The sequence below is a fragment of the Saccharopolyspora kobensis genome, from assembly GCF_900108315.1.
GTDB lineage: Bacteria > Actinomycetota > Actinomycetes > Mycobacteriales > Pseudonocardiaceae > Saccharopolyspora > Saccharopolyspora kobensis.
Genome location: NZ_FNVB01000003.1, coordinates 444,891 through 468,545, shown reverse-complemented (window position 1 = coordinate 468,545; position 23,655 = coordinate 444,891). Strand labels below are relative to the sequence as shown.

At 70.8% G+C, this 23,655-nt stretch carries 20 protein-coding genes; 17 read left to right on the top strand and 3 right to left on the bottom strand.

The window, feature by feature from the left end; all coding sequences use genetic code 11:
- The first annotated feature begins 8 nt into the window (after window positions 1–8).
- Genes C4T78_RS10685 through C4T78_RS10660 form a run of 6 tightly spaced genes read left to right on the top strand, consistent with a single transcriptional unit; the run spans window position 9 to window position 7,269 of the window.
- Window positions 9–1,847 (top strand): ABC transporter ATP-binding protein, encoded by a 1,839-nt coding sequence (locus C4T78_RS10685; protein WP_093355765.1) that lies wholly within the window; start codon window positions 9–11, stop codon window positions 1,845–1,847.
- Window positions 1,844–3,559: an ABC transporter ATP-binding protein gene (locus tag C4T78_RS10680; protein ID WP_093355763.1), complete on the top strand. Its 1,716-nt coding sequence runs from the start codon at window positions 1,844–1,846 to the stop codon at window positions 3,557–3,559. Before C4T78_RS10685 ends, C4T78_RS10680 begins: the two co-directional genes overlap by 4 nt.
- A gap of 6 nt (window positions 3,560–3,565) precedes the next feature.
- A complete protein-coding gene (locus C4T78_RS10675) occupies window positions 3,566–4,366 on the top strand; it encodes a thioesterase II family protein (RefSeq protein ID WP_177247696.1) in 801 nt (266 codons plus the stop codon).
- A gap of 43 nt (window positions 4,367–4,409) precedes the next feature.
- Window positions 4,410–5,033 (top strand): MptD family putative ECF transporter S component, encoded by a 624-nt coding sequence (locus tag C4T78_RS10670; protein WP_220389067.1) that lies wholly within the window; start codon window positions 4,410–4,412, stop codon window positions 5,031–5,033.
- Window positions 5,034–5,065: 32 nt separating this feature from the next.
- Window positions 5,066–5,800, top strand: coding sequence for an energy-coupling factor transporter transmembrane component T (locus C4T78_RS10665; protein WP_218161652.1), 735 nt, complete (start codon window positions 5,066–5,068; stop codon window positions 5,798–5,800).
- A complete protein-coding gene (locus C4T78_RS10660; RefSeq protein ID WP_093355761.1) occupies window positions 5,797–7,269 on the top strand; it encodes an ABC transporter ATP-binding protein in 1,473 nt (490 codons plus the stop codon). Before C4T78_RS10665 ends, C4T78_RS10660 begins: the two co-directional genes overlap by 4 nt.
- Before the next feature lie 21 nt (window positions 7,270–7,290).
- Here C4T78_RS10660 and C4T78_RS10655 read toward each other — a convergent pair whose 3' ends face one another.
- Window positions 7,291–7,971 carry a TetR/AcrR family transcriptional regulator gene (locus tag C4T78_RS10655; protein WP_093355758.1) on the bottom strand — a complete coding sequence of 227 codons (681 nt, stop codon included), beginning with the start codon at window positions 7,969–7,971 and terminating at the stop codon, window positions 7,291–7,293.
- Between the two features lie 639 nt (window positions 7,972–8,610).
- Between C4T78_RS10655 and asnB the strand changes: the two genes are divergently transcribed.
- Entirely contained in the window at window positions 8,611–10,455 is a 1,845-nt protein-coding gene (asnB, locus tag C4T78_RS10650; RefSeq protein WP_093355755.1) for an asparagine synthase (glutamine-hydrolyzing), read from the top strand.
- A 373-nt stretch (window positions 10,456–10,828) separates the two neighbouring features.
- On the opposite strand, the gene C4T78_RS36355 is transcribed toward asnB, so the two are convergent.
- Together C4T78_RS36355 and C4T78_RS10640 are read right to left on the bottom strand one after the other, a co-directional pair.
- Window positions 10,829–11,434 (bottom strand): response regulator transcription factor, encoded by a 606-nt coding sequence (locus tag C4T78_RS36355; RefSeq protein WP_170210454.1) that lies wholly within the window; start codon window positions 11,432–11,434, stop codon window positions 10,829–10,831.
- Between the two features lie 540 nt (window positions 11,435–11,974).
- Window positions 11,975–12,934: an alpha/beta hydrolase gene (locus C4T78_RS10640; RefSeq protein ID WP_093355749.1), complete on the bottom strand. Its 960-nt coding sequence runs from the start codon at window positions 12,932–12,934 to the stop codon at window positions 11,975–11,977.
- 577 nt (window positions 12,935–13,511) lie between these two features.
- Here C4T78_RS10640 and C4T78_RS10630 point away from each other — a divergent pair.
- The 10 genes from C4T78_RS10630 to C4T78_RS10585 all read left to right on the top strand — a co-directional run bounded on the left by C4T78_RS10630 (window position 13,512) and on the right by C4T78_RS10585 (window position 23,617).
- Window positions 13,512–14,369 carry a hypothetical protein gene (locus tag C4T78_RS10630; protein ID WP_093355746.1) on the top strand — a complete coding sequence of 286 codons (858 nt, stop codon included), beginning with the start codon at window positions 13,512–13,514 and terminating at the stop codon, window positions 14,367–14,369.
- Between the two features lie 34 nt (window positions 14,370–14,403).
- Window positions 14,404–15,285, top strand: a complete 882-nt coding sequence (locus C4T78_RS10625) for a diiron oxygenase (protein WP_093355745.1) — start codon at window positions 14,404–14,406, stop codon at window positions 15,283–15,285.
- The gene (locus tag C4T78_RS10620) at window positions 15,282–15,527 is read left to right on the top strand and encodes a RidA family protein (protein ID WP_235863690.1); all 246 of its coding nucleotides are present in this window, start codon (window positions 15,282–15,284) and stop codon (window positions 15,525–15,527) included. The genes C4T78_RS10625 and C4T78_RS10620 overlap by 4 nt, the downstream gene beginning before the upstream one ends.
- Window positions 15,524–16,351, top strand: a complete 828-nt coding sequence (locus C4T78_RS10615; RefSeq protein WP_093355742.1) for an aminoacyl--tRNA ligase-related protein — start codon at window positions 15,524–15,526, stop codon at window positions 16,349–16,351. Before C4T78_RS10620 ends, C4T78_RS10615 begins: the two co-directional genes overlap by 4 nt.
- The gene (locus tag C4T78_RS10610) at window positions 16,351–17,328 is read left to right on the top strand and encodes an NAD(P)H-dependent flavin oxidoreductase (protein ID WP_093355740.1); all 978 of its coding nucleotides are present in this window, start codon (window positions 16,351–16,353) and stop codon (window positions 17,326–17,328) included. The genes C4T78_RS10615 and C4T78_RS10610 overlap by 1 nt, the downstream gene beginning before the upstream one ends.
- A 10-nt stretch (window positions 17,329–17,338) precedes the next feature.
- Window positions 17,339–18,202, top strand: coding sequence for an alpha/beta fold hydrolase (locus C4T78_RS10605; RefSeq protein ID WP_103908108.1), 864 nt, complete (start codon window positions 17,339–17,341; stop codon window positions 18,200–18,202).
- Window positions 18,203–18,302: 100 nt separating this feature from the next.
- Window positions 18,303–18,863, top strand: a complete 561-nt coding sequence (locus tag C4T78_RS10600; protein ID WP_093355736.1) for a 4'-phosphopantetheinyl transferase superfamily protein — start codon at window positions 18,303–18,305, stop codon at window positions 18,861–18,863.
- Between the two features lie 76 nt (window positions 18,864–18,939).
- On the top strand, window positions 18,940–19,200 hold the full coding sequence (locus tag C4T78_RS10595) for an acyl carrier protein (protein WP_093355733.1): 261 nt from the start codon (window positions 18,940–18,942) through the stop codon (window positions 19,198–19,200).
- On the top strand, window positions 19,197–21,911 hold the full coding sequence (locus tag C4T78_RS10590; protein ID WP_093355731.1) for an aminotransferase class III-fold pyridoxal phosphate-dependent enzyme: 2,715 nt from the start codon (window positions 19,197–19,199) through the stop codon (window positions 21,909–21,911). Before C4T78_RS10595 ends, C4T78_RS10590 begins: the two co-directional genes overlap by 4 nt.
- Window positions 21,908–23,617: a fatty acyl-AMP ligase gene (locus C4T78_RS10585; protein WP_093355728.1), complete on the top strand. Its 1,710-nt coding sequence runs from the start codon at window positions 21,908–21,910 to the stop codon at window positions 23,615–23,617. The genes C4T78_RS10590 and C4T78_RS10585 overlap by 4 nt, the downstream gene beginning before the upstream one ends.
- The last annotated feature ends 38 nt before the right edge of the window (window positions 23,618–23,655 follow it).

Here is a 23,655-nt window from a genome sequence, read left to right as displayed (position 1 = left end):
GGGGAGCGATGAACGCGACCGACCTCGCCGAGGCGAGGGTGCAGTCCACGCCGTCGCCGGAGGCCGAGCCCGCGGCGGAGAAACCCATGAAGGGACTGCTGCGCCCGCATGCCTGGAGCTTCGCGGTCGTGGCGATCCTGCAGGTCGTCGGGGCGCTGGCGGGACTGGCGCCGCTGCTGGCGGTGGTGGAGCTCGGTCGCACCCTGTTGTCGCCCGGACCGATCGACCAGGGCCACGTCTGGACCGTGGTGGTCCTGGGCGCGGTCGGCTTGTTCGTGCGCCTGGTGTTCACCGCGGCGTCGTCCGGCATCGGGCACGTGGTCGACGGCAAGGTGCAGCTGACCTTCCGCAGGCAGCTGGCCGCGCAGCTGGGACGCGTGCCGATCGGCTGGTTCTCCCGGCGGAAGACCGGTGAGCTGGCCAAGGTGGTGGGCGAGGACGTCAGCGCGGTGCACCCCTTCATCGCCCACGCCCCCGGCGAGCTGGTCTCCGCGTTCGTGGTGCCGCTGGCCTCGCTGATCTACCTGCTCACCATCGACTGGCGGCTCACGCTGATCACGCTGATCCCGGTGGTGCTGGCCATCTTGCTGGTCCCGCTGCTGATGCTCCCGGCGCGGACGCGGGAGCAGGAGGAGTACGACGCGGCGATGGGCCGGATCGCGAGCTCCGTCGTCGAGTTCGTGCAGGGGATCTCGGTGGTCAAGGCCTTCGGCGGATCCGAGCGCTCGCACCGCAAGTTCCTCGACGCCGCCAACGAGTTCGTCTCCATCTTCTTCCGGTGGGTGCGCGGGGTGTCCGCGGTCGCCGCCGGGATGCAGCTGGCGCTGTCGCCGCCGTTCGTGCTGCTGGTCGTGCTGATCGGCGGAGCGTCCCTGATCACCTCCGGCAGCATGGCCCCGGCCGATCTGCTGCCCTTCCTGCTGCTCGGGCTCGGCCTGACCGCCCCGGTCGCGGCGCTGGGGCACGGTTTCGACGACATGCAGGCCGCCGGCCGCGCGGTCGGCCGGATCAAGGAGGTGCTGGCCGTCCAGCCGCTGCCGGAGCCCGCGCGGCCGACCGCGCCGCAGGGCCACGCGGTGGAACTGCGCGACGTGCGCTTCGGCTACGCCGACGACCACGAGGTGCTGCGCGGGATCGACCTGGTCCTCGAACCGGGCACGGTCACCGCGATCGTCGGCCCGTCGGGCAGCGGCAAGTCCACACTGGTCCAGCTGGTGCCGCGGTTCTTCGACCCGACCAGCGGATCGGTGCGCCTCGGCGGCGTCGACCTGCGCGACCTCGGCAGCCGGGAGCTCTACCGCACGGTCTCCTTCGTCTTCCAGGACGTGCGCCTGCTGCGCGCGTCGGTCGCCGACAACATCGCGCTGGCCGTGCCGCAGGCCGACCGCGAGGACGTGGTCCGCGTCGCCAAGCTGGCCAACATCCACGACCGGATCCTGGAGCTGCCGCGCGGGTACGAGTCGGTCATCGGCGAGGACGTCAAGCTCTCGGGCGGCGAGGCGCAGCGGATCTCGATCGCCCGCGCGCTGCTCGCCGACGCGCCCGTCCTGGTGCTCGACGAGGCGACCGCCTTCATCGACCCGCAGACCGAGCAGGCGGTCCGCAAGGCGCTGTCCACCTTGGAGGGTGACCGGACGATCCTGGTGATCGCCCACCGGCTGGAGACGGTCGCCGACGCCGACACCGTCGTGATGCTGGAGGGCGGCACGATCGTCGAGCGCGGCAGGCCGGCCGATCTGCTGGCGCAGGGCGGGAAGTTCGCCGAGTTCTGGCAGTCCCAACGATCGGCGATCGCCGACGAGATCGAAACCCGCGGTGGCGTACCAGAAGGAGAAGAGCCGCGATGATCCGAATGCTGCTGCGCGTGCTGGGGCACGAGTACGCGAAGCCGATGCGTCGCACCGTGGCCATGATGACGGCGACGGCGATCCTCGAAGGCCTGCTCTACGCGCTGCTGGTCCCGGTGCTGCAGGCGCTGTTCGGCGGTACCCCGGCGGATGCCTGGCCCTGGCTGATCGCCTTCGGCGCGGGTGTCGCCGTCTACGCGGTGATGCGCTACGTCAGCGACCTCTCCGGCATGCGCGTCGGGACGACGATGCTGCGCGGCATGTACCACCGGCTCGGCGACCACCTGGCCAGGCTGCCCATCGGCTGGTACACCGAAGCCCGCGTCGGCGAGGTGTCCATGATGGCCAGCCGCGGCCTGCTGGCGGCGCTCGGCGTCGCGGCGCACCTGCTGGCACCGTTCATCAACGCCCTGGTGACGCCGCTGACGATCGTCGTCGTGATGCTGGTCTTCAACTGGCAGCTGGGGCTGGCCGCCTTGGTCGCCGCACCGGTCGTGGCGGTCATCCAGGTCTGGACGGCGCGGTCGATGGCCACCACCGACGCGGAGCGCCACGAACGCGACAACGAGGCCAGCGCGCGGGTCATCGAGTACCTCCAGGCCCAGCCGGTGCTGCGCGCCGGTGGCCGGACCGGTGAGCGCTTCGAACTGCTCGACGACTCGTTGCAGGAGGTCGAGCGCACCTCCCGCCGCACCGTGCTCTCGACGCTGCCCGGCGCGGTGGGCCTGACGCTCACGGTGCAGGCGATCTTCACCGCGCTGCTGGTGCTCGGCACCTACCTCGCGCTCGGCGGCAACATCGGCGTGGCCGAGGTCCTGACGATCCTGGTGCTGGCCGCCCGCTGCGCGGACCCGCTGCTGTCGCTGTCGGACATCGGCGGCAAGCTCCGCGGCGCGCGGTCCGAACTGGACAGGCTCGACACGGTGCTGCGCACCCAGCCGCTGCCGGAGCCGAGCGACCCGGTCCGGCCGGAGGGCAACGACCTGGAGTTCGACTCCGTCGCCTTCAAGCACGGCGACCGCGTGGTCATGGACGGCGTCTCGCTGTCCGTGCCGTCGGGGCAGCGACTGGCCGTCGTCGGCCCGTCGGGTGCGGGCAAGAGCACGCTGCTGCAGCTGGTCGCCCGGTTCTACGACGTGGACGCGGGCACGGTGCGGGTCGGCGGCGTGGACGTGCGCTCGATCGACACCGATGTGCTGATGTCGCAGATCGCCATCGTCTTCCAGAACGTCTACCTCTTCGACGGCACGATCGAGGAGAACGTGCGCCTCGGCCGTCCCGACGCCTCCGACGAGGAGGTGCGAGCGGCCGCGAGCGCGGCGCGGCTGGACGAGGTCGTCGAGCGGCTGCCCGGCGGGTGGGCGGCCGACGTCGGCGAGGGCGGTGCGCTGCTGTCGGGCGGTGAGCGCCAGCGCGTGTCGATCGCGCGGGCGCTGCTGAAGAACGCGCCCATCGTCCTGCTGGACGAGGTGACCTCCGCGCTGGACCCGGTGAACGAGGCCGCGGTCCACGAGGGCATCGAACGCCTGATGGCGGGCCGGACGGTGGTGATGGTGGCGCACCGGATGCGGACCGTCCAACGCGCCGACCGGGTCGTCTTCCTGGACGACGGCAAGGTCGTGGAGGAGGGCAGCCACGACGAGCTGCTGCGCCGCGGCGGCCGCTACGCCGACTTCTGGAACATCGCCATGACACCGGCATCGAGCGAATGAGTCGCCATGACAGCTGATCCCTCGACGAGCCGCAGCCGGGCCGGTGCGTTCCGCCGGCCCGTGCCGCGGCCGTACGCGCGAGCCCGGGTGCTGCTCTTCCCGCACGGCGGGGGCAGCGCGAGCTACTACCGGTCGTGGGCCGAGTCGGCCCCCTGGGACGTCGAGTTCCTCGCGGTGCAGTACCCGGGCCGGGAGGACCGCTACTCCGAGCCGCTGCCCGCGGACATGCAGGAGCTCGCCGCCGTGCTGGCGGCCGATCTGCCGCTCGACGGGCCGCCGCTGCCGACGATCCTGTTCGGACACAGCATGGGCGCCATCGTCGCCTACGAGATCGCCCGTCAGCTCGAAGCGGCGGGCGAACCGGTGGCGGGACTGGTCGTGTCCGGGCACCCCGCTCCGGCGCTGTCGCGGCCGGGCCGGGTGCACCTCGGAAGCGACGAGGAACTCGTCCAGGAGTTGCGCCGCACCGGGGCGACCAACCTCGAGATCCTCGACAACGCCTCGTTCATGGCGGCGTTCCTCCCGGTCATCAGGTCCGACTACCGGTTGAGCGAGACCTACCGGGAACTGGCCGGTCCGCGGCTGCGGAACCCGGTGACCGTGCTCTACGGCGACCAGGACACCGAGGTCGACTCGCGGGAGGCCGAGGCCTGGCGCGAGGTCACCGACGGCACCTGCGAGCTCCGCGTCTTCGCGGGCGGTCACTTCTACCTGGACGAGCACCGCGATCCGGTGGTCGAAATCCTCAAGGCGCAGGCCCGGGCGGCTTCCCGGGAATCGGCGGCCGGGTGGCCGTCGACCCCGTGACCGGCCGGCCAGAACACCACATCCCGAGATCGAGACGAGGGCAGTGATCACCGTGACAGTGGAAGCCACCGACCGCCGGATCGACTTCCGGATGAGTCCGAGGGACCTCATCAACATCGGAATCTTCGGCGCGCTCTACCTGGTGACGGTGGGCGTGTTCAACGCGCTGGAGTTCATCAACCCGGGGTTCACGCTGGTTTCGGTGCTGATCGGCATCGTCGCGGGCGGCGTGCCGTTCATGCTGTTCCTCACGCGGGTGCGGCACGCCGGGATGGTGACCGTGCTCGCCGTCATCGTGAGCGGCTTCATGCTCCTCATCGGCAGCCCGCCGGTCACCATCGTCGTCGCGGTGGTGGCGGCGCTGGCCGCGGAGGCGCTGCTGTGGGCCGGGCGTTACCGCTCGCGCCGGTTCAGCGTGCTCGCCTACGCGGTGTTCAGCACCTGGTTCGTGGGGATGTTCCTGCCCATGTTCTACGCCCGCGCCGACTTCCTGACCAGCCCGTACATGAAGGAGATGGGTGCGGAGTACGTCCAGCAGCTGGACGCTCTGCTGTCCCCGGTGGTGCTGATCGCGTTCGACCTGTCCACTCTGGTCGTCGGGTTCCTAGGCGGTCTGCTGGGACTCCGGTTGCTGGACAAGCACTTCCGGAAGGCCGGGCTGGTGTGACCGGGGCGAGTCCGCAGCTGGGATCGCTCGCCTTGGGCGAGCCGGCTCCCGCCGACCCGGCCGGTCCCGCGCGGGGGTGGGTCCTGGACCCGCGCACCGCGGTGGTGATCCTGCTCGCCGCGAGCATCACCATCATGGCGCCGGGCGGAATCTGGTTCGTCCCGGCGGCATTGGTGGCCGCGACGCTGCTGGCGGTCTCCGAGCGCGCTTGGCGGCGCGCCATCGGGGTGCCGCTGGCCGCGGCGGCGGCAGCCGGCGTGGCCTACCTGCTGCCGCTGGTCGCACCGTGGCCGGTGCTCGGTTTCATCAGCGTGATGGCCGGTTTCGCGCTGCGCCTGGTGGCGGTGGGCGGCATCGCCGCGCACCTGGCGCGGACCATCCCGCCGACCCGGTTCACCGCTGCGCTGCGGGCGGCGCGGATCCCGTCGGCCTTCACCGTGTCCGGTGCGGTGCTGCTGCGCTTCGTGCCCACGATCATCTCGGAGGCGAGAGCGGTGCACGACGCCATGCGGCTGCGCGGGCTCGGGGGCGGGCTGGCGGTGCTGCGGCATCCCATCCGCAGCATCGAGTACTTCACGGTGCCGCTCATGGCGTCGAGCCTGCGCGCGGCGGAGGACCTCTCGGCGTCCTCGCTGCTGCGCGGGCTCGGTTCGCAACCGCGGCCGACGTCGATGCATCCGCCGCGCTTCGGGCTCCCCGACGCGGTGGCCGCGGTCGTCGTGGTGGTGCTCGGTGCGGCGACGGTCTTGTGGGGGTACGGGTCGTGATCCAGCTCAAGGACGTCCGGTGGACGTACCAGGGCGGTGAGACCGCCGTGCTCGACGGGTTGGACCTGCACGTCGGGCGCGGCGAGACGGTCGTGCTGTGCGGGCCGAGCGGCTCGGGCAAGAGTTCCGCGCTGCGGCTGATGAACGGCCTCATCCCGCTGTTCCACGGTGGTGCTCTCGACGGGGACGTCCGCGTGGACGGGGAACCGATCACCGACCTCGCCCAGGTCGGGCGGGTGACCGGGACGGTGCTGCAGCATCCGCGCAGGCAGTTCTTCACCGACGCGGTCGACACCGAGCTGGCCTTCGCGCTGGAGAACTTCGGCGCGCCGCCGCAGCGCATCCGCGAGCGGGTCGACGAGGTCATCGCCGACTTCGGCCTCGCCGAGCTGACCGGCCGGTTGCGGGAGCTCTCCGGCGGCCAGCAGCAGCGGGTGGCGTGCGCGGCGGCCATCACCCACGAACCACCGGTGCTGCTGTTCGACGAGCCCACGTCCAACCTCTCCCCGCAGGGCATCGCCGACGTCACCGCGGTGCTGCGCGAGCTCCAGGCTCTCGGCGCGACCCTCGTCATCGCCGAGCACCGGCTGCACTACCTGCGCGAACTCGCGGACCGCATCGTCGTGCTCCAGGACGGCCGCGTCACCGCGGACTGGAACCGGGAGGACTTCGCCGGGCTGACCGAGGAGAAGTTGCGCGCGGAGGGGCTGCGCAGTCTCGATCCGCCGGAAAGAACCTCGGTGACAACGGCTTTCGCGCACGGGCCCAGCATTTCTCCTGGAGCGGACCAGGATCGGGAAGCGGTCTCGGTGGCCGAGGAGAAGCCCGCCGCGGCAACGACATCGGGCGAGGAGAGCCGTTCCGGTGTCGTGCTGCGCGACGTCCGCTGCGCCTTCCGCGGACGTCGCGTGCTCGACATCGCGGAGGCGCACCTGCCCGCCGGTGCCATCACCGCCGTCACCGGCCCCAACGGCGTGGGCAAGAGCACCCTGGCCCGCATCCTGGCCGGGCTGCAGCGCCACACCGGTGAGGTGCTCCTGGACGGCCGGCCGATGTCCCGCTCGCGGCGGCAGCGCGAGTCGGCCATCGTCATGCAGGACGTGCAGCGGCAGCTGTTCACCGACAGCGTCACCGCCGAACTACGCCTCGGCACGGTTCCCGATCACGCCGACCACGCCGCGACCGTGCTCGCCGACCTCGATTTGGACGGACTCGGCGACCGGCACCCGCTGTCGCTGTCCGGCGGTCAGCAGCAACGCCTGGTGGTCGCCGCGGTCCGGTTGAGCGGCCGCCGCGTGGTCATCTTCGACGAGCCCAGCTCCGGCGTCGACCGCCGCCACCTGCAGTCGATGACGCGGACGATGCGCGATGTCGCCGCGGGCGGTGCGGTGGTCGTCCTCATCAGCCACGACGCCGACCTGCTCGCGCTGGCCGCGGACCAGGAGCTGTGCCTGCGGCCCATCGAGTGACCGCTGCTGTCCGGGCCGGCGTCAGTCGCGCGCTTCGGAGCGCGGCGGCAGCAGCCCGTCGACGATCGCCGCCAGGCCCTCGCGGTGGGTGTCCCGGGCGTTGAGCTCGGCCCAGCGGTCGGCGACGGCGGCGAGCCGCGGGTGGGTGCCGCTGGTCAGGCCGGCGATGACCTCGTCCTCGTAGACCGGGTGCGAAGCGCGGGCGCGACGGCGCTTGCTGTTCACGCGGATGATCAGGTCGCCGACGATGTAGTACCAGATCGTGCGGTAGACGTAGACGGCATGCTCCGGGCTGTGGCCGTACTCCACGGCGGCGTCGATCATGACCTCGACGAACCAGAGCGAGGACGGGGCGATGAGGTCGTCGCCGGTCAGCACGTCGATGATCCACAGCCGCTCGGCGAGCAGGTCGTAGAGCATGACCGCCGTCGTGACGAGCCTTTCCCGGGGGTCCTCGGGGAGTTCCGGGCGGGGGATGCGCTGGGCGTGCATCTCCATCACGAGCAGCAGGAGCTCGTCCTTGTCGCGCACGTGGTAGTACAGCGCCATGGGCGTGCTGCCCAGCTCGTTCGCCAGGTGCCGCATCGACAGCTTCTCCGGTCCCTCGGAGTGCAGGATGCGGTCCGCCGCAGTGATGATCGCCTCCAGCGACAAACGCGGTGGCCTGCCGACGTTTTTCGGGCGCGGGACCTCTGTGGGCATCTAGCTGACCTCCACCACTCGAGCCACGGCGCCCGGCCGGCGTGAATTCAATCCGCCGTGCACTGATTGTCCTGACAACAATATTCTAGCAAACAGGAGGCAGCTCGTTAGCCTGGTGGGCGGTGGTGTCGGCGGACAATTGTGGAGGCGGCGGCGCCGATTTCGAAACAACCCGGCCCGGGTCCGGCGAACGTGCAAAATTCACAAGGGGGCCGGGTGAAACGAACATTGCCCGGCGAGTCATTCGGTTGGTAATGTCGCGGTATTCGTACGGTTCGCACCTGGAAACGGTCGACTCAATTTAATGCGCGCACTCGTGCGCGGTGTTGGATCGCCTTGCCCGCGGCGACGCGCTCCGGTCCGGAGCTCGTGCCGCGGCGGGGTCAGCTGGTCTTGTCGACGTCGTGACGGGATCTTGGTGGCATCGATCGGCGGAAGTGGTTGCTGCGCCGGTGCGAGCCGGTTGCGCGCGGGACCGAGCGCCCGCCCGGCGGGAGCCGGGTGAAGCTTCGCCCGGCGCGGTTCATCGCGAGCGGGTCGTGCCGGCTGCACCTCCAGAACCGCCCGCAGTGATCGCTCCGGGATCGCCGTGCGGTCGCGACGCGTGTCGGAAACGCATGCGGGAAACGAGGTTGTGAGATGTGCGGGATTGCGGGCTGGGTGTCGTTCGACGCCGATCTGACGCATCGGGGTGACGCGCTCGACGCGATGACCGGGACGATGTCCTGTCGCGGGCCGGACTCCGGCGGTACGTACCTGCGCACCCACGTCGCACTGGGGCACCGGCGCCTGGCCGTGATCGACCTGCCCGGCGGAACGCAGCCGATGATCGAGCGCACCCCGGCGGGCGATGTCGCCCTGGTGTACTCGGGGGAGGTCTACAACTTCCAGGAACTGCGCGATCGGCTCAAGGGCCTCGGGCACGCGTTCCGGACGGACAGCGACACCGAGGTGGTGCTCCGCAGCTACCTGGAGTGGGGCGAGAGCTTCGTCGATCACCTCGACGGGATGTACGCGTTCGCCATCTGGGACGAGCGCGACCAGAAGCTGGTCCTGGTGCGCGACCGCATGGGGATCAAGCCGCTCTTCTACCACCCGACGCCGGACGGCGTGCTCTTCGGTTCCGAGCCGAAGGCGATCCTGGCGAATCCGCTGGTGCGCAAGGTGGTCGACACCGACGGGCTGCGAGAGCTGTTCGCGCAGACCAAGACTCCCGGTTGGGCGCTGTGGAAGGGCATGCACGAGATGCTGCCCGGCACGCTGATCACGGTGTCCCGCAACGGGATCCAGCAGCGGACCTACTGGCGCCTGCGCGCGGCCGAGCACACCGACGGCCAGGAGGACACCGTGGCGCGCGTGCGGGAGCTGCTCACCGGCATCATCGACCGGCAGCTGATCTCCGACGTGCCGCAGTGCGTGCTGCTCTCGGGCGGGCTCGATTCCAGCGCCATCACCGGTTTCGCGGCGGAGCGGCTGGCGCTGCGCGGTGAGCAGGTGCGCAGCTTCTCGGTGGACTTCGTCGGCCAGGAGGAGAACTTCGTCCCCGACGAGATGCGCGAAACCCCCGACTCGCCGTTCGTGCGGGACGTCGTGGAGCACGTGGGGTCCTCGCACCGGGACGTGGTGCTCGACCCCGCCGAGCTGTCGGACCCGGCGGTGCGGCGCGCGGCCGTCGCGGCCCGGGACATCCCGAACGGGTTCGGTGATCTCGACAATTCCCTCTACCTGCTGTTCAAGGCGATCCGGGAGCACTCGACGGTGGCGCTGTCGGGGGAGTCGGCCGACGAGGTGTTCGGCGGGTACCCCTGGCTGCACCGGGAAGCGGCGGCCGCTTCCGACACCTTCCCGTGGATGACGGTGATCCCGCCGCTGAGCCTGGAGGGCCGCACCGATCACGTCGAACCCGGCCTGCGCGAGCGGCTCGACGTGCGGACCTACACCGCCGACCAGTACGCGACGGCGCTCGCCGAGGTCGAGCACCTCGACGGCGAGTCCGAGCTGGACAGGCGCATGCGCACCACGTTCCACCTGCACCTGACGCGCTTCGTGCGCTCCCTGCTGGACCGCAAGGACCGGTTGTCGATGGCGGTCGGCCTCGAAGTGCGGGTGCCCTTCTGCAACCACCGGCTGGTCGAGTACGTCTACAACGCGCCGTGGTCGCTGAAGACGTTCGACGGCCGGGAGAAGAGCCTGCTGCGCCACGCCGCGGCGCACGTGATGCCCCGGTCGGTGGTGGAGCGGGTCAAGAGCCCGTTCCCGTCGACGCAGAACCCCGGCTACGCGGCGATCCTGCAGCAGCAGGTGAAGGAACTGGTCGCCGATCCGGGTTCGGAGGTCTTCGCGCTGATCGACCGGCTCTGGGCGCAGCAGGCCGTGGCGCAGGACCCGGCGCGGATGTCGGTGGCCATGCGGGGCGCTCTGGAGCGGGTGCTCGACGTGCACACCTGGCTGGAGCTGCATTCTCCGGAACTCCAACTGGACTGATCGCGCTATGTCCGTGCGTTCGACTGGCACATCGCGTCCGCTCGTCGTCGAGGACGAGCGGGCGGACGCGGCATCGCGGATGGGGCGCCGGCGGGCTTCGCCGGCCGCCTGCCGCGGGCTCGGTCTCCCGTCGCGGGCCCGGTCGGAACCGGCCGGAAGCCCGCAGCGGGGGACCCGCGGCATCCTCCGGACGCTCCTGCCCGGGTCGGTCCGGCCTGCTCCCGGGCGGGAGCGCGGTGATCTGCCGTTGATCCCCGCGCCGACCGGCTCGCCGTTCCGGATTTCGACCGGAACGGGAATCAATGCGTTGAAAGTCGTTCCAGCGATTTTCCGAGCGCAATCTCGGAATTCGTTGCGGCTTTCGGCCCGGAATTCAGATCCAATTCAAGTTCCGCGCGATGAGCAGAGCGTCTATGCGATTGCGCGCACCCAGTTTCGCGACCACGGAGGAAACGTAGTTCCGCACGGTTCCCTCGGAGAGGTGCAACCGGGCGGCGATCTCGCCCACCGTGTCGCCACGGGCAACGTGCTCGAGAACGGCGAACTCCCGCGAGCTCAGCGGGCATCCCTCGTTCCCCAGCGCGGCGACCGTCAATTCCGGGTCGAAGACCCGCTCGCCCCGGTACACCCGGAGAATCGCGTCGAAGAACTGGCGCGGTGGCGCGCTCCGCTGGACCATGCCGTCGATGCCGCTGGTGAAGGCCTGGCGGACGATCGACCTGCTGAACGCGGTGGACAGCAGCAGGCTCCGGCACTCCGGGAGGCTGGCGATCTTCTCGGCAATTGCTATCGCATCGTTGTCCGGTCCTTCGAAGCTTATGATCGCGACATCCGGCCGGTGCTTCTCGGCGAACTCCAGCGCATCGAGACCACCCTCGACCGCGCTGACAACTCGCATCTCCTCGTTTTGCTCGAGTAAGGCAGTGAGTCCGAGGCGCGACAGTTGCAGGTCGTCGGACACCATAACGTCGATTTCCACTAGAGGCCCCCAGGGAACTCGCCCGAGTTGGATCATGTGAGTCGGCCTTATCATACGTGTACGAAATGGCGAGTCAATCCCCAATCCACGACCCGGATTGAGTAGCCGATCGGCTTGTTGGTCGAAAGTCCCTGCTTCCGTTCGGGCGAGTCGCGCGGTACTGGGATCGAGTTGTGAGGTCGCCCTTCCTTCCGGCTTTTGCGCAGGTCCTCGCGCTGTTCGTGACCGGGTGCGGGCGAGCTCCGTTCCACGACGGGAACGAAGTGGTGCCGCGGTCGAGTTGTCCGCGCTGTCGGGGTCGGAACCGGGGTGCGTTGAAAGATTTGGGAAAGCTTCCGGGGTCCGGCTAACAGAAGAGTTTTCACTTTCACTCATCTCCCGTTCATCGCCGACTATTCATCCGGTCGCCGCCCGGCGGCGGATCACCCGGCTGATGAGTTCGGCGCGGGAGGAGCGCAACGGTGTCCGGGCGGACCGGCCCCGGACGTGAATGCGGCGCCGGCGGGCCGAAGCCCTGCGCGGCGCCGCGAGGTGCTGTGCTTATCCGAAGGGGACCGGCTTCGCGCCGCGCTCCGGGCTCAGCACGGCGGCCAGCTCGTCGAGGACCAGGCGGGCGCGCGCGGATGCCGCGGGCACGATGTCCTGCATCAGGAAGTAGCCGTGCACCAGGCCGGGGCCCGGCACGTGGCGAACCGGCACCCCGGTGGCGCGCAACTTCTCGGCCAGTTCGACCCCCTCGTCGTGGAGCGGGTCGAACTCGGCGGTGGCGACCACCGTCGGCGGCAGGTTCCGGAGGTCGGCGTTGAGCAGGTCGACCGCGGGGTCGCTGCGCCGCCGCGGATCGGGGAGGTACTGGTCGTAGTGGTGGGCCAGGTCGTCCACGCTCAGCAGATACCCCTCCGCGCAAGCGGAGTTCGACGCGAACCGCAGCGTCGGATCCACTACCGGGTAGACCAGCAGCTGGCCGGCGAACTCGACGTCGCCGGTGTCGCGGGCGTCGAGCGCGACGCCGAGCGCCATGTTCGCTCCCGCGCTGTCTCCGGCGATCACGTGTTCCCGCCCGGGGAAGCACCGGGCGGTCCAGCGGGCAGCGGTCATCGCGTCGTGCAGCGGCGTGGGGTAGGGGAACTCCGGCGCGCGCCGGTAGTCGACCGAGACGACCACGGCGCCCAGCGACACCGCCGCGGTGCGGCACGCCCAGTCGTGGCTGTCGACGTCGCCGAGCGACCACCCGCCGCCGTGCAAGTAGGTCAGGACCCGGCCCTCGTCGGTCTCCGGTGCGTACACCCGGACCCGGAACGACGATCCGTCGGCGCTGTCGACCATCCGGTCCGCGGTGGACACGGCCGCGTGCGCGCCACCGCCCGCCGAGCGGGGGCGGATCGCGTTGCGCAGGTACCGCTCGCGGGCTTCCTCGACGGTCAGCGCCCGGACCGGGGTCGGCGGACCCTCGGCGCGCTGCCACTTGATGAGGTTGTGCAGCATCCGGTCCAAAGGCATCGCAGCCCTCCTGGCTAGCTCGGTTGTCGGTCGCGCCGGTCCGGCCGGACGCCGCGGCGGGACCGGGATGGGAGGCACCGCGCCCGGAGGCCCGGCCGGCGGTGGATCGGCGGCTCGCCGCGCCGGCGCGGGTGCGGAGCGAATGGAGGTCCCGCTCGCGCGGCGGACGGAATGCTACCGGTATCCGGAAATACTGTGCTAGATAACAGAGGTGACTGCCGGGCGTTTATTTCTCCAAGCGGTGGATGTGAAACGCACGGGTACGCGTGCAAAAATAATCTATGGTGGCGCCGACGGCTGCTGCTAGGCTGGATCGCGTTCCGCTGATTCGGGTGGATGGCTCGCGCGGAGCGCTCTCGTTAACCAGATCGATCGCGGTGGCCCCCGAAAGTCTTTCGGCGGTGTCGCGGCGATGGCAGGCGCCGGACTGTCGGCGCGGTCGTGCTGTTCGGGGAGATTGACTGTGGCGCACCAAGCGGTATCCCAGGACACCCCATGGGAGAAAGTGGCGGAATCCATCGAATTCATTCCGGCTGAATATTCCAGCAGGGCTCAGCCGGAATCCGTGGCGCGGGAAATGCTGCGCTGCGAATCGGTGGAGATCGACCGGCTCGTCGATGCGGGACTGCCGTTCGAGGACCGATCGGGAGTGCGTCATTTCGACGCGAACGATCTGTACAACCTCGGCATGTACTCGAACAAGGGGAACACGCAGCCGGAGCTCGCGTTCCGCATGCTCTTCCGGTTCGCCGGGCGTCCGGTGGACGCGCTGCTGCGGGAGAAGTCGTGGGACTTCAAGGTCGAGCTGGAGTGCGTCGACTGCGCCGGGGCCGCGCCCTGGCACTTCGAAGCCCCGGACGTCGCCCGGTACGGCGGACGCGCCGAGGTCGCGACGACGCCGCAGCCGAGTTCGGGAACGGCCGAGTACGCCGCGACGATCACCACCACCGGCGCGCGCACTCCGATCGTCTCGCCGGTGCTGCGGAAGCTGACCCAGGACTACCTCGACGCCGGCTACCGCTGGCAGATGATCCCCGTCCCGATGCAGGCCGATTACCAGCTGGTGCACGCCCTCGGCGCGACCAGCTGCATCGCGGCGAGCCTGTTCCTGGCCGAGCGCTTCCGGTCGGCCGGGTACCGGGCCGAGGCGAAGCGGGGCTGGTTCTGCGGCGTGCTCGGCGGTGCGCTGGACCTGCCGCACGCCTGCGTGGAGGTCGAGGACGACGACGGCGCGGTCCGGACGGTCGACATCGCCAAGTCCCAGCTGGCCGCGCGGCTGTCGGCGGACACGGCGGAGTTCCAGGAGCTGTGCCTCGGGTCGGTCTACAACAAGGTGATTCCGTCCACCGCTTCCGGCAACGCCGCATTCGGTCACCACGAATGCGGTTCGCAGACGCCGGCGCAGGTGCGTGCGGACATTCGGTCGGCGCGTTGAAGAACCCACTTTCGGGGAAGGACGAGTAACAACAATGGCAGCAACCACCATCGAGCCGGTCGTGCTGGAGCTGGACCGGCTGGAGCAGATGGCCGAGTCGGGCTACTACAACCCGTACACGATGTTCGACTGGCCCGAGTCCATCGAACCCGGCATGCCGTGGATGAGCGAGAGCCTCACCACGCTGGCGGGCACGCCGATGTGGGACGAGCTGACCCGCGAGCAGCAGATCGAGCTGACCAAGTACGAGGCGATCAACTTCTTCAGCCTCAACATCCACGGCATCCGCGAGCTGATGAGCGAAGTCGTGATGCGCATCCACGAGCGGACCTACGCCAACGTCTCGGAATTCCTCCACCACTTCATCGGTGAGGAGAACGAGCACATGTGGTTCTTCGCGCAGTTCTGCCTGCGCTACGGCGGAAAGCTCTACCCGGCGCAGCCGACGCTGAAGGCCGACTCGGTCGACCACCTCTCGGAGGTGGCGCGCGAGATGATCGTGTTCGCGCGGATCCTGATCTTCGAGGAGATCGTCGACTACTACAACGCGCACATGGCGACCGACCAGACGCTGCCGCACATCGCCCGCGAGATCAACCGGGTGCACCACCAGGACGAGAGCCGGCACGTGGCGTTCGGCCGGATGATCTTCGTGAAGCTGCTGGAGCAGGTGGCCAAGCGCGACCCGGACGAGGTGCCGGTGGTCGCCGAGTACCTCGAGAACTACCTGCAGTACAGCATCGGCACCCTCTACAACCCGGCCGCCTACCGGGACGCGGGCATCCCGGACGCGCTGGCGCTGCGGCGGCGCGCGCTGGCGCACCCGGCCCGGATCGAGGCGCACGACCAGGTGCTGAAGCGGACCCGGAAGTTCCTGACCAAGTCCGGCGTCGGCCGGGAAGTGATCAAGTCATGACCGACCCGATGGAGGCGGTCCGGGAGTTCATCCGGGAGCGCAACCCCAAGCTCGGCGAGCTGCCCGCCGATCTGGACCTGATCGACAGCCGGGCAATCAACTCGCTGGCCTTCGTCGAGTTCATCTTCCTGCTGGAGGAGCTGACCGGGGACTCGATCGACCCGGAAGACCTGGATCTGGACGACTTCCGCACCCTCAACGCGATCGCAGCCCGGTTCTTCGATCAGAAAGCAGCGCTATGACCATCGCGACCGACAACGGACTGAGCGTCCTCGACGGCGGCCAACTCCGCTTGTTGCGGGCGATCGACGCCGTGTTCCTGCGCTTCGCCGACCGCTGGGACGTGCCGGAGTTCCGGTACCCGCACCTGGTCCGCAGCCAGGACCTCGACAAGTTCGACTACTACGACAACTTCCCGCACCTGGGGCTGGCCGCCACCCGGCTCGACCCGGCGCGGCTCGGTGCCGCGCTGTCCGAGTCGCAGCGGCCGGTCGACCGGATCCCGACCGAGGTGATGGAACCGTCCGGGTTCGCGCTGCCGTCGGCGGCGTGCTACGCGATCTACGCGGACCTCGCCGGTTCGACGCTGCCCGCGGACGGGACGATGCGCTGCACCGTCGCGACGTGCTTCCGCAACGAGGACCACTACGACGGTTTGCAGCGGCTGCACGGCTTCTCCATGCGCGAGATCGTCTGCATCGGGCCGGAGGACCGCGCCAAGCAGCACCTGGAGCGGGCCAAGGAGGCCGTGACGGCCCTGTGCGCCGAGCTCGGGCTGGAGGTGAAGCTCGCAGTCGCCACCGACCCGTTCTTCGACAAGAACAGCGGCAAGGCCAAGATGCAGAAGCTGTTCCCGGTGAAGGAGGAGTTCGTCGTCGACGGCCTGGCGATCGGCTCGGTCAACTACCACCGGAACTTCTTCGGCGAGCGGTGCGCCATCCAGGCCGGTGGCGACACGGCGCACACCAGCTGCCTGGCCTTCGGCCTGGAGCGGTGGGTGCACACCCTGACGGAGCGGTTCGGCGGCACCGAGGCCGCGCTGTCCGCGGTCGAGGGCCTGAGCTGATGCGTGCCACGGCGGCCGAGGTGCTCGGCATCGAGGTGAGCCTGCTGCAGTCGGGCATGGGCGGGGTCGCCGGGCCGGAGCTGGCCTGCGCGGTGTCCAACGCGGGCGCCGCGGGCTGCGCGGGCGGCTACAAGCTGGTCGGCGACCAGCTGTCGGCCATGCTCGCGCGGCTGACCTCCGGCACCGACCGGCCGGTCGGGGTGAACCTGATCCCGGAGGTCGTCGGGCCGGACGAGCTCGACCAGCAGGTGGCGCAGGTGCTCGACGAGACACCACCGCAGGTGCACCTCTCGCTGTTCGGCCTGCCCGGCGATGCGGTGTTCGACCGGATCGCCGCGGCGGGCAGGCAGCTCGTCGTCCAGGTCGGAACCGTGGACGAGGGCGTGCGCGCGGCCGAGCGGGGCGCCGTGGTCGTCGTGCAGGGGATCGAGGCCGGCGGTCACCTGCTCGGCGAGTCCAGCCGGGACGAACTGGTCGCCGAGCTGCGCGAGAAGGTGCCTGCCGCCTGCCTCGTGGCCGCGGGCGGGATCGGCTCGCCGGAGGAGGCGGGCCGGGCGCTCGCGGCCGGGGCCGACGGCGTGCTGCTGGGCACGGTGTTCGTGGCCACGCGCGAATCGCGGGCGCACGCCTACTTCAAGGAAGCGATCACCGCAGCCGACGCGGTCGACACGGTGATCACCGACGTCTACGAGATCGGGTGGCCGGGGCGCAGGCATCGCGTGCTGGCGACGGCCGTCACCAGCGATCCGCAGCAGCCCGCGAAGTTCATCGGCAAGACGGTGGTCGAGGGCAAGCCGTACCTGGTGCCGCGGTTCAGCTCCGCGGTGCCGACCGATGCGACCAGCGGCCGCATCGAGGAGATGGCGATGTACTGCGGCCTGTCCTGCGCCGCCGTTTCCGGCGAACCGACCGCGGCCGAGGTGGTCGCCGAATTCGCCCGGGTCCTGCCGCCGACCGGAGCCGAGATCGAGGAGTGAGCGGAGTCTGATGTCAGCCGGTGCAGAACAGGAACACGACCTGTCCTACCGCGAGGGCGCACCGCGAATCCCCACGAGGGAAGGTGTCGAGCTCTACTACGAGTCCAGCGGCGAGGGCACCGCCGTCGTGTGCCTGAACAACTTCTTCATCAACAGCCCGTTCTGGCGCGAGTACACCGAGGAGCTCAGCCGGAGCTGCCGCGTCGTGACCTACGACATGTGCAACCACGGAGCTTCCTCGCGCGTCGCGCAGGAGCCGACCTGGGAGGAGCACGCCGAAGACGTCGTCGGCCTGCTCGATGCGCTGGAGATCGAGTCGGCGCACCTGATCGGCACCTCCGCCTCCACCCAGCTCGCCAGGGACGTCGCCCTGGCGTACCCGGAGCGCGTCCGGGGCCTGGTCCTGGCCGGTCCGGTCCTCGGCCTGCGCGGCATGCGGCGCCACCGGCAGCTGAACCGGTCCTGGCTGCTGACGCTGGAGCACCACGGCATGACCGCGCTGTACGGCCAGATGTACCCCGAGGTGATCAGCGGGGAGATGAACGAGGAGTCGGGCACGCCGGGCTTCCTGGGGTTGCGGGAAGCCTTCCTGGCGATGTCCACGCCCGAGGAGCTCACCAACGGCCTGACCCTCGTCCAGCAGGGCGAGACCGACCCCGCGCTGCTGTCCCGCATCGAGGCACCGACGCTGATCGTCCTCGGTGACGACGACATCCTGCTGAGCCCGACGCGCGGGCGCGAACTGGCCGCGCTGTTCCCGAACGGTCGCTGCGCGATGATGCCGAACGCCGGCCACGTCCCCTTCCTCGACGACGCCGAGGGCTTCCAGGCGATCGTGCGCGAGTTCGTCGAGGAAGTGGAAGCGCATGCTTGAAGCGGCGATCGAGCCCCGGCAGCGCATCCGCGCGCTGCCGGGCGAGCTGTTCGGCGGTGTGCCGGAAATCGCGGCGCTGCGCGGGTGAGGAGCGCCGCCGGTGAGCGTTGAGCTGGAAGTCCCCGCCGCAGCCGGTGCCGTGGTCGAATGGCGCCGGGTGCGGCGGCCGCACGGGCCGCGCGAGCAGTCCGCCGCCGGGCGGAGGGCTGCTTCGGCGGCGCTGGCCGCGGCCGGGTCGGCCGTCCGGACCGTGCCCCGCGCGCCCGACGGCCGGCCGCGCTTCCCGCCCGGCTTCCCGGGTTCGATCTCGCACACCGATCGCGTGGCGGTAGCCGTGGTGGTTCCCGGCGCCGCGTCGGTCGGTGTCGACGTGGAGAGCGCGGACATCGGTCCTCGCGTGACCGCGTTCGTGCTTCGTGCGCGGGAGCGGCGAACGCTGCTCCCGCCGGTGGGGGAGTACACCCCGCGCGAGCTCTTCGCCGCGAAGGAAGCGGCTTTCAAGGCCATCAGCGGCATCGAAGGCGCGGGCGAGTTCCTGTTCTGGCAGGCCGAGCTCAGCCCGGTCGGCGGCGAGCTGATCGCCTCCTACCGCGGCGCGCAGGTGCCGGTGCGGGTCCGCTCGGCGGCGGAGCTCTCGTTCGCCCTGGCGATCCGGCGGTGAGCGTCCGGTTCGCCGTGGCTCCAGACGCCCGCACCGGTAGCGGGTGCGGTGCACCGATCCCAGGGGAGGGAGCACAATGGACCGCGATGTTCTCGAGGTGGTCGGCGAACTGTTCCGCCGCCGCCTGCAGGTGAGCGAACTCGACCCGGACGCCCCGCTCGTGGACTACGGGCTGGACTCCGTCCGCTCCATCGACCTGGTGGTGGAGATGGAGTCGCTGTTCGACGTGGACATCTCCGACGAGCAGGCGGCGCTGATGCTGACGCTGCGCGACGTCGCGGACCAGGTCACCGCGTCGCGGGCGGTGCGCGGTGCGCGGGGAGACGGCGCCGCATGAACACCGATGCCGATTTCGCGCGGTACGCCCGGCCGGAGTTCGCCAGGCTCTTCCGCGCGCTCAACCTGGACGTGACCTACCTGGCGGGTCGGGGCGACCACCTCACCGCGGGATCGCCGGGCGACTCCGGGACCGAGGTGCTGGACCTGGTCGGCGGTGCGGGTTCGTCGCTGTTCGGCCACAACCACCCGGCGCTGCTCGACGTGGCGCGGCGGTGCCTCGACGAGCAGCTGCCCTTCAACGCGCAGGCCAGCGTGCGCCCGGGGGCGGCCGAGCTGGCGGAGCGGTTGTCGGCGGTCGTCGGGTCGACGACCGGTGCGAGCTACGTGGTCACCCTCGGCAGCACCGGTGCGGACGCGGTGGAAGGCGCGGTGAAGCACGCGACCGTCGAGCGGAGGCGGCGACTCGCCGCGCTGCAGGAGGAGTTCGAGCGGTCGCTGCGGCGGATTCGGCGGGACGGCCTCGCCGACGTCCCGTGCGCGAGCGGGCCCGCGGCCGGGAGGCGCTGCGCGGAGGTACTGGGCGAGGCCCTCGACCGGATCGCCGGGATGCGGCGGGTGGACCCGCTGTTCGTCTCGCTGCGCAACGCCTTCCACGGCAAGACCACCGGCGCCGGCTCGCTGACGCACGGCGGCAACGTGCCCGCCGATCTGCACGTGCCGGGGCCGCGGCACCGGCGCCTGGACGACTGGGCGCCCGGCGCGGTGGTGACCGCTCTCGACGCCGAACTCGTCGAGATCTGCTCGATCAGCGTCGATGCCGCAGGGGTGCCGCACTCCGCCGCCCGCCGGCTGTCCCCGCTCGCCGCCGCCTTCGTCGAACCGATCCAGGGCGAGTCCGGGGTGCACGAGGTCCCGGTCGAGGTGCTCGCGGCCCTGCGCGAGCTGGCCGACCGGCACGAGGCGGCCCTGGTGTTCGACGAGATCCAGTGCGGCATGGGGCGCACCGGCACGTTCCTCGCCTCCGAGGGCTCCGGGGTGGTCGCCGACTACTACCTCTTCTCGAAGTCGCTCGGCGGCGGGCTGGCCAAGATCTCGGCGCTGCTGGTCGACGAGCGCCGGTACGTGCCGGAGTTCGGCCGCCACCACACCTCCACCTTCGCCGACGACGACTTCTCGTCGCGGATCGCGACGGCTGCGGTGGAGCTCTCCGCCGCCTACCGCGACCGGATCGTCGAGCTGGGCGAGCTGCTGCGCGACCGGTTGTCGGAGGTGGCGCAGCGGTGGCCGGACGCCATCGTCGAGGTGCGGGGCCGCGGACTGCTGCTGGGCGTGGAATTCGTTCTCCCGCAACCGGATTCGGGCCTGCTGCGGGAGGTGTTCGACTCCGAGTCGCTCGGCTACCTGATCGCGGGCAGGTTGCTGCACGCGCACCGGATCAGGGTGATCCCCACCCTGTCGGCTCCCACGACCGTTCGCATCCAGCCGTCGGCGTTGCTCGAACCGGCGGAGGTGGACCGGATCGCCACCGCCTTCGAGGACGTCGCGGGACTGCTGGCCAAGGGCGACTACGCCACCCTGCTGGAGCACCTGACCACGCCCGCGACCACCGCTTGGCGGCCGAAGCAGCACGTGCCGCTGCCGCGTCGCGACCGGCCGGAGCCCGGCGGCGGGCGCCGGGCCGACGTGCCGCGCGTGGCCTTCCTGGCCAATGTGGACGTTCCGGCCAAGGTGTGGTCCCTGGCACCGGAACTGGCCGCCTGGTCGGAGGAGCAGTGCGCGGCGGCGCTGGACCGGATGTGGGGCGAGCTCGATCCCTACGAGGTCGCGCGGCACCGCATCAGGTCGGCGGCCGGGGGCGAGGTCGAGGTCATCATGGTGGCGGCGCCGTTCACCGCCGCCCAAGCCGTCGCCGCGCTGCAGGCCGGGCACGGGGCCTGGCTGCGCCGGACCGTGCTCGACGCGGTGGAGCTGGGTGTTTCGCTCGGCGCCGAGGTCATCGGGCTCGGCGGCCACACCTCCATCGTCACCAGCGCAGCGCGGGACGTCGTCGAGGACGACATCAGGGTGACCTCCGGGAACTCGCTGACCGCCGCCTGCGCCCACGACCTCCTCCAGCGGCAGCTGGCCCGGGCCGGCGCCGGTGCGCGCCGGGTCGGGCTGGTCGGCGGAATCGGCAACATCGGCGCCGTGATGGCCGAACTCGTCGCGCCGCACTGCGAATCGCTGCTGCTGGTCGGCCGGCCCGGCTCGGCGCGGCGGCTGGCCCGGGTGGCCGACCGGCTCGGCCACCTCGCGGACGTCTCGATCGCCGAAGATCTCGGCGCGTTGCGGGACTGCCCGATCGTGGTCACCGCGACCAACTCGGCCGACCCGGTGATCCGGCCGGAGCACCTCGCCGGCGACCGAGAGGTGCTCGTCTGCGATCTCGCGGTGCCCGGCGACGTGCACCCGGCGGTGGAGGGACTCCCGAACGTCACCGTGGTGTCCGGCGGCCGAGTCGGGTTCCCGGGCGAGCAGGCGCCCCACTTCCCGGGCATCACGCTGCCGCCGGGAACCGCGTACTCCTGCATGGCCGAAACGATCATGCTCGGCTTCGACGTGGCCACCGCGAGCCCGTCCTACGGCGGACTGTCCGTCGCGGGCGTGCTGGCCGCTCGCGAGCTGGCCGTCCGGCACGGCTTCCACCCCGCCCGCATCGTGGCCGACGACGTCTCGGTGCAGCCGTGGGTCGATCGATCGAGCGAGACCACCGAGGAGCAGAACGGATGACCACGGTACTCCCGCGCTTCCCCAGCATCCTGCACGCCTTGCTGGCGCACGCGGAACGCGGTGCCGACGGAACCGGGGTGACGCTGATCCCGGAGCCCGGCAGAGCGCAAACGCTGCGCTACGACGCCCTCGTCGGGGCCGCCGCGCGCGCCGCGGCGGCCCTCGCGGAGCACGGGGTCGGCCACGGCGACCGGGTGGTGCTATGCCTGCCCACGGGGCCGGAGTTCATCACCGCGTTCTTCGGCACCCAGCTGCTGGGCGCGATACCGACGGCGATCGCAGTGCCCGCGCGCTTCGGAGGCGCCGCGGGGTTCGAAGGTCCGCTGCTGGACCTCGCGGACTACCTGCGGCCCGCCGCGATCATCACCACGACAGCGGTGCTCGACGCGCTTCCCGAGATCGCCGGCACCAGCCTGATCGACGGTGCCGCGCTGCTGGCGCGCGCCACCGCGAGCGACGCGCCGGCACATCCGGCCCGCCTGCCGGACGTCGACGACCTGGCGGTGATCCAGTGCACCTCGGGTTCGACGGGCAGGCCCAAGGGCGTCATGATCTCGCACGCCAACCTGGCGGCCAACTGCGAGCAGTTCACCAGCTGTCTCGATTGGACGGACGCCGACCCGACCGTCAGCTGGGCGCCGCTGTACCACGACATGGGACTGATCGTGGGGCTGCTGTGCCCGGTCTACAACGGAGGGCACGCCGTGCTGATGCCCTCCACCCGGTTCCTCCGCGCGCCCGTCGAGTGGCTCCAGCACATCAACGACTACCGCGGCGCGTTCTCCGCCGCGCCGAACTTCGCCTTCGGCTACGCCGCTGCCCGGATCCGCGACGAGGACCTCGAAGGCGTTGACCTGTCGTGCTGGCGCGCGGCGCTGTGCGGGGCGGAACCCGTCCAAGCGGCCACCGTGCAGCGCTTCCTCGACCGCTTCGCCCGGTGGGGCCTGCCCTCCAACGCGCTGGTGCCCGCCTACGGCATGGCGGAAGCTTCGCTGGTCATCACCTCCACCAGAGCGGACGCGCCGCTGCGGTACGACTCCATCGACCGCCAGGTCGCCGTCGCCGAGGCGCGGGTGGTCGACGTCGATCCGCACGGTGCGGACGCGCTGCGGGTCGTCGACTGCGGTGAACCGGTGCCCGGCACGGAGGTCCGCGTCGTCGACGCCGACGGCGTCGCCCTCGGGGAGGACCGGATCGGGCACGTGCAGTTCCGGGGACCCTCGCGCACGGTCGGCTACTTCGACCTCCCGGAGGAGACCGCCGCGTCGGTCGACGCGCCGGACTGGTGGAAGACCGGCGACATCGGCTACCTGCGGGACGGCGGTCTGCGGATCACCGGGCGGGCCAAGGACCTGATCATCATCCGCGGTGCCAACTATTTCCCGACCGACTTCGAGCAGGCCGCGGAGACCGTGCCCGGAGTTCGCCTCGGCGCCGTGGTCGCGGTCGGGCACCGGCCCGACGGCGGCGATTCCGAGGAGCTCCACCTGATCGTCGAGACCGAGCTCGGAGCGGAGGAGCACGAGGAGCTGCGCCGCGCCGTCCGGAGCGCGATCAGCGCCCGGACCGGCGTCCTCACCGCCGCGGTCCACCTGGTCCCGAAGCGGAGCATCCCGAAGACGACCAGCGGCAAGCTGCAGCGGTCGAAGGCCCGGGCGCTGTTCGTCGACGGGGCCGAACCGGTGCCGCAGTCGAGCCCGTCGTGATTCCCGCCGTCGCGGCGACTGTTTCCGCTCACCGAGGG

What these genes read in the sequence shown, in the direction of transcription:
- C4T78_RS10685 (WP_093355765.1), top strand. Translation starts at nt 9, where the DNA reads ATGAACGCGACCGACCTCGCCGAGGCGAGGGTGCAGTCCACGCCGTCG.
- C4T78_RS10680 (WP_093355763.1), top strand. Translation starts at nt 1,844, where the DNA reads ATGATCCGAATGCTGCTGCGCGTGCTGGGGCACGAGTACGCGAAGCCG.
- C4T78_RS10675 (WP_177247696.1), top strand. Translation starts at nt 3,566, where the DNA reads ATGACAGCTGATCCCTCGACGAGCCGCAGCCGGGCCGGTGCGTTCCGC.
- C4T78_RS10655 (WP_093355758.1), bottom strand. Translation starts at nt 7,971, where the DNA reads ATGCCCACAGAGGTCCCGCGCCCGAAAAACGTCGGCAGGCCACCGCGT.
- asnB (WP_093355755.1), top strand. Translation starts at nt 8,611, where the DNA reads ATGTGCGGGATTGCGGGCTGGGTGTCGTTCGACGCCGATCTGACGCAT.
- C4T78_RS10640 (WP_093355749.1), bottom strand. Translation starts at nt 12,934, where the DNA reads ATGCCTTTGGACCGGATGCTGCACAACCTCATCAAGTGGCAGCGCGCC.
- C4T78_RS10630 (WP_093355746.1), top strand. Translation starts at nt 13,512, where the DNA reads ATGCTGCGCTGCGAATCGGTGGAGATCGACCGGCTCGTCGATGCGGGA.
- C4T78_RS10625 (WP_093355745.1), top strand. Translation starts at nt 14,404, where the DNA reads ATGGCAGCAACCACCATCGAGCCGGTCGTGCTGGAGCTGGACCGGCTG.
- C4T78_RS10620 (WP_235863690.1), top strand. Translation starts at nt 15,282, where the DNA reads ATGACCGACCCGATGGAGGCGGTCCGGGAGTTCATCCGGGAGCGCAAC.
- C4T78_RS10615 (WP_093355742.1), top strand. Translation starts at nt 15,524, where the DNA reads ATGACCATCGCGACCGACAACGGACTGAGCGTCCTCGACGGCGGCCAA.
- C4T78_RS10610 (WP_093355740.1), top strand. Translation starts at nt 16,351, where the DNA reads ATGCGTGCCACGGCGGCCGAGGTGCTCGGCATCGAGGTGAGCCTGCTG.
- C4T78_RS10605 (WP_103908108.1), top strand. Translation starts at nt 17,339, where the DNA reads ATGTCAGCCGGTGCAGAACAGGAACACGACCTGTCCTACCGCGAGGGC.
- C4T78_RS10595 (WP_093355733.1), top strand. Translation starts at nt 18,940, where the DNA reads ATGGACCGCGATGTTCTCGAGGTGGTCGGCGAACTGTTCCGCCGCCGC.
- C4T78_RS10590 (WP_093355731.1), top strand. Translation starts at nt 19,197, where the DNA reads ATGAACACCGATGCCGATTTCGCGCGGTACGCCCGGCCGGAGTTCGCC.
- C4T78_RS10585 (WP_093355728.1), top strand. Translation starts at nt 21,908, where the DNA reads ATGACCACGGTACTCCCGCGCTTCCCCAGCATCCTGCACGCCTTGCTG.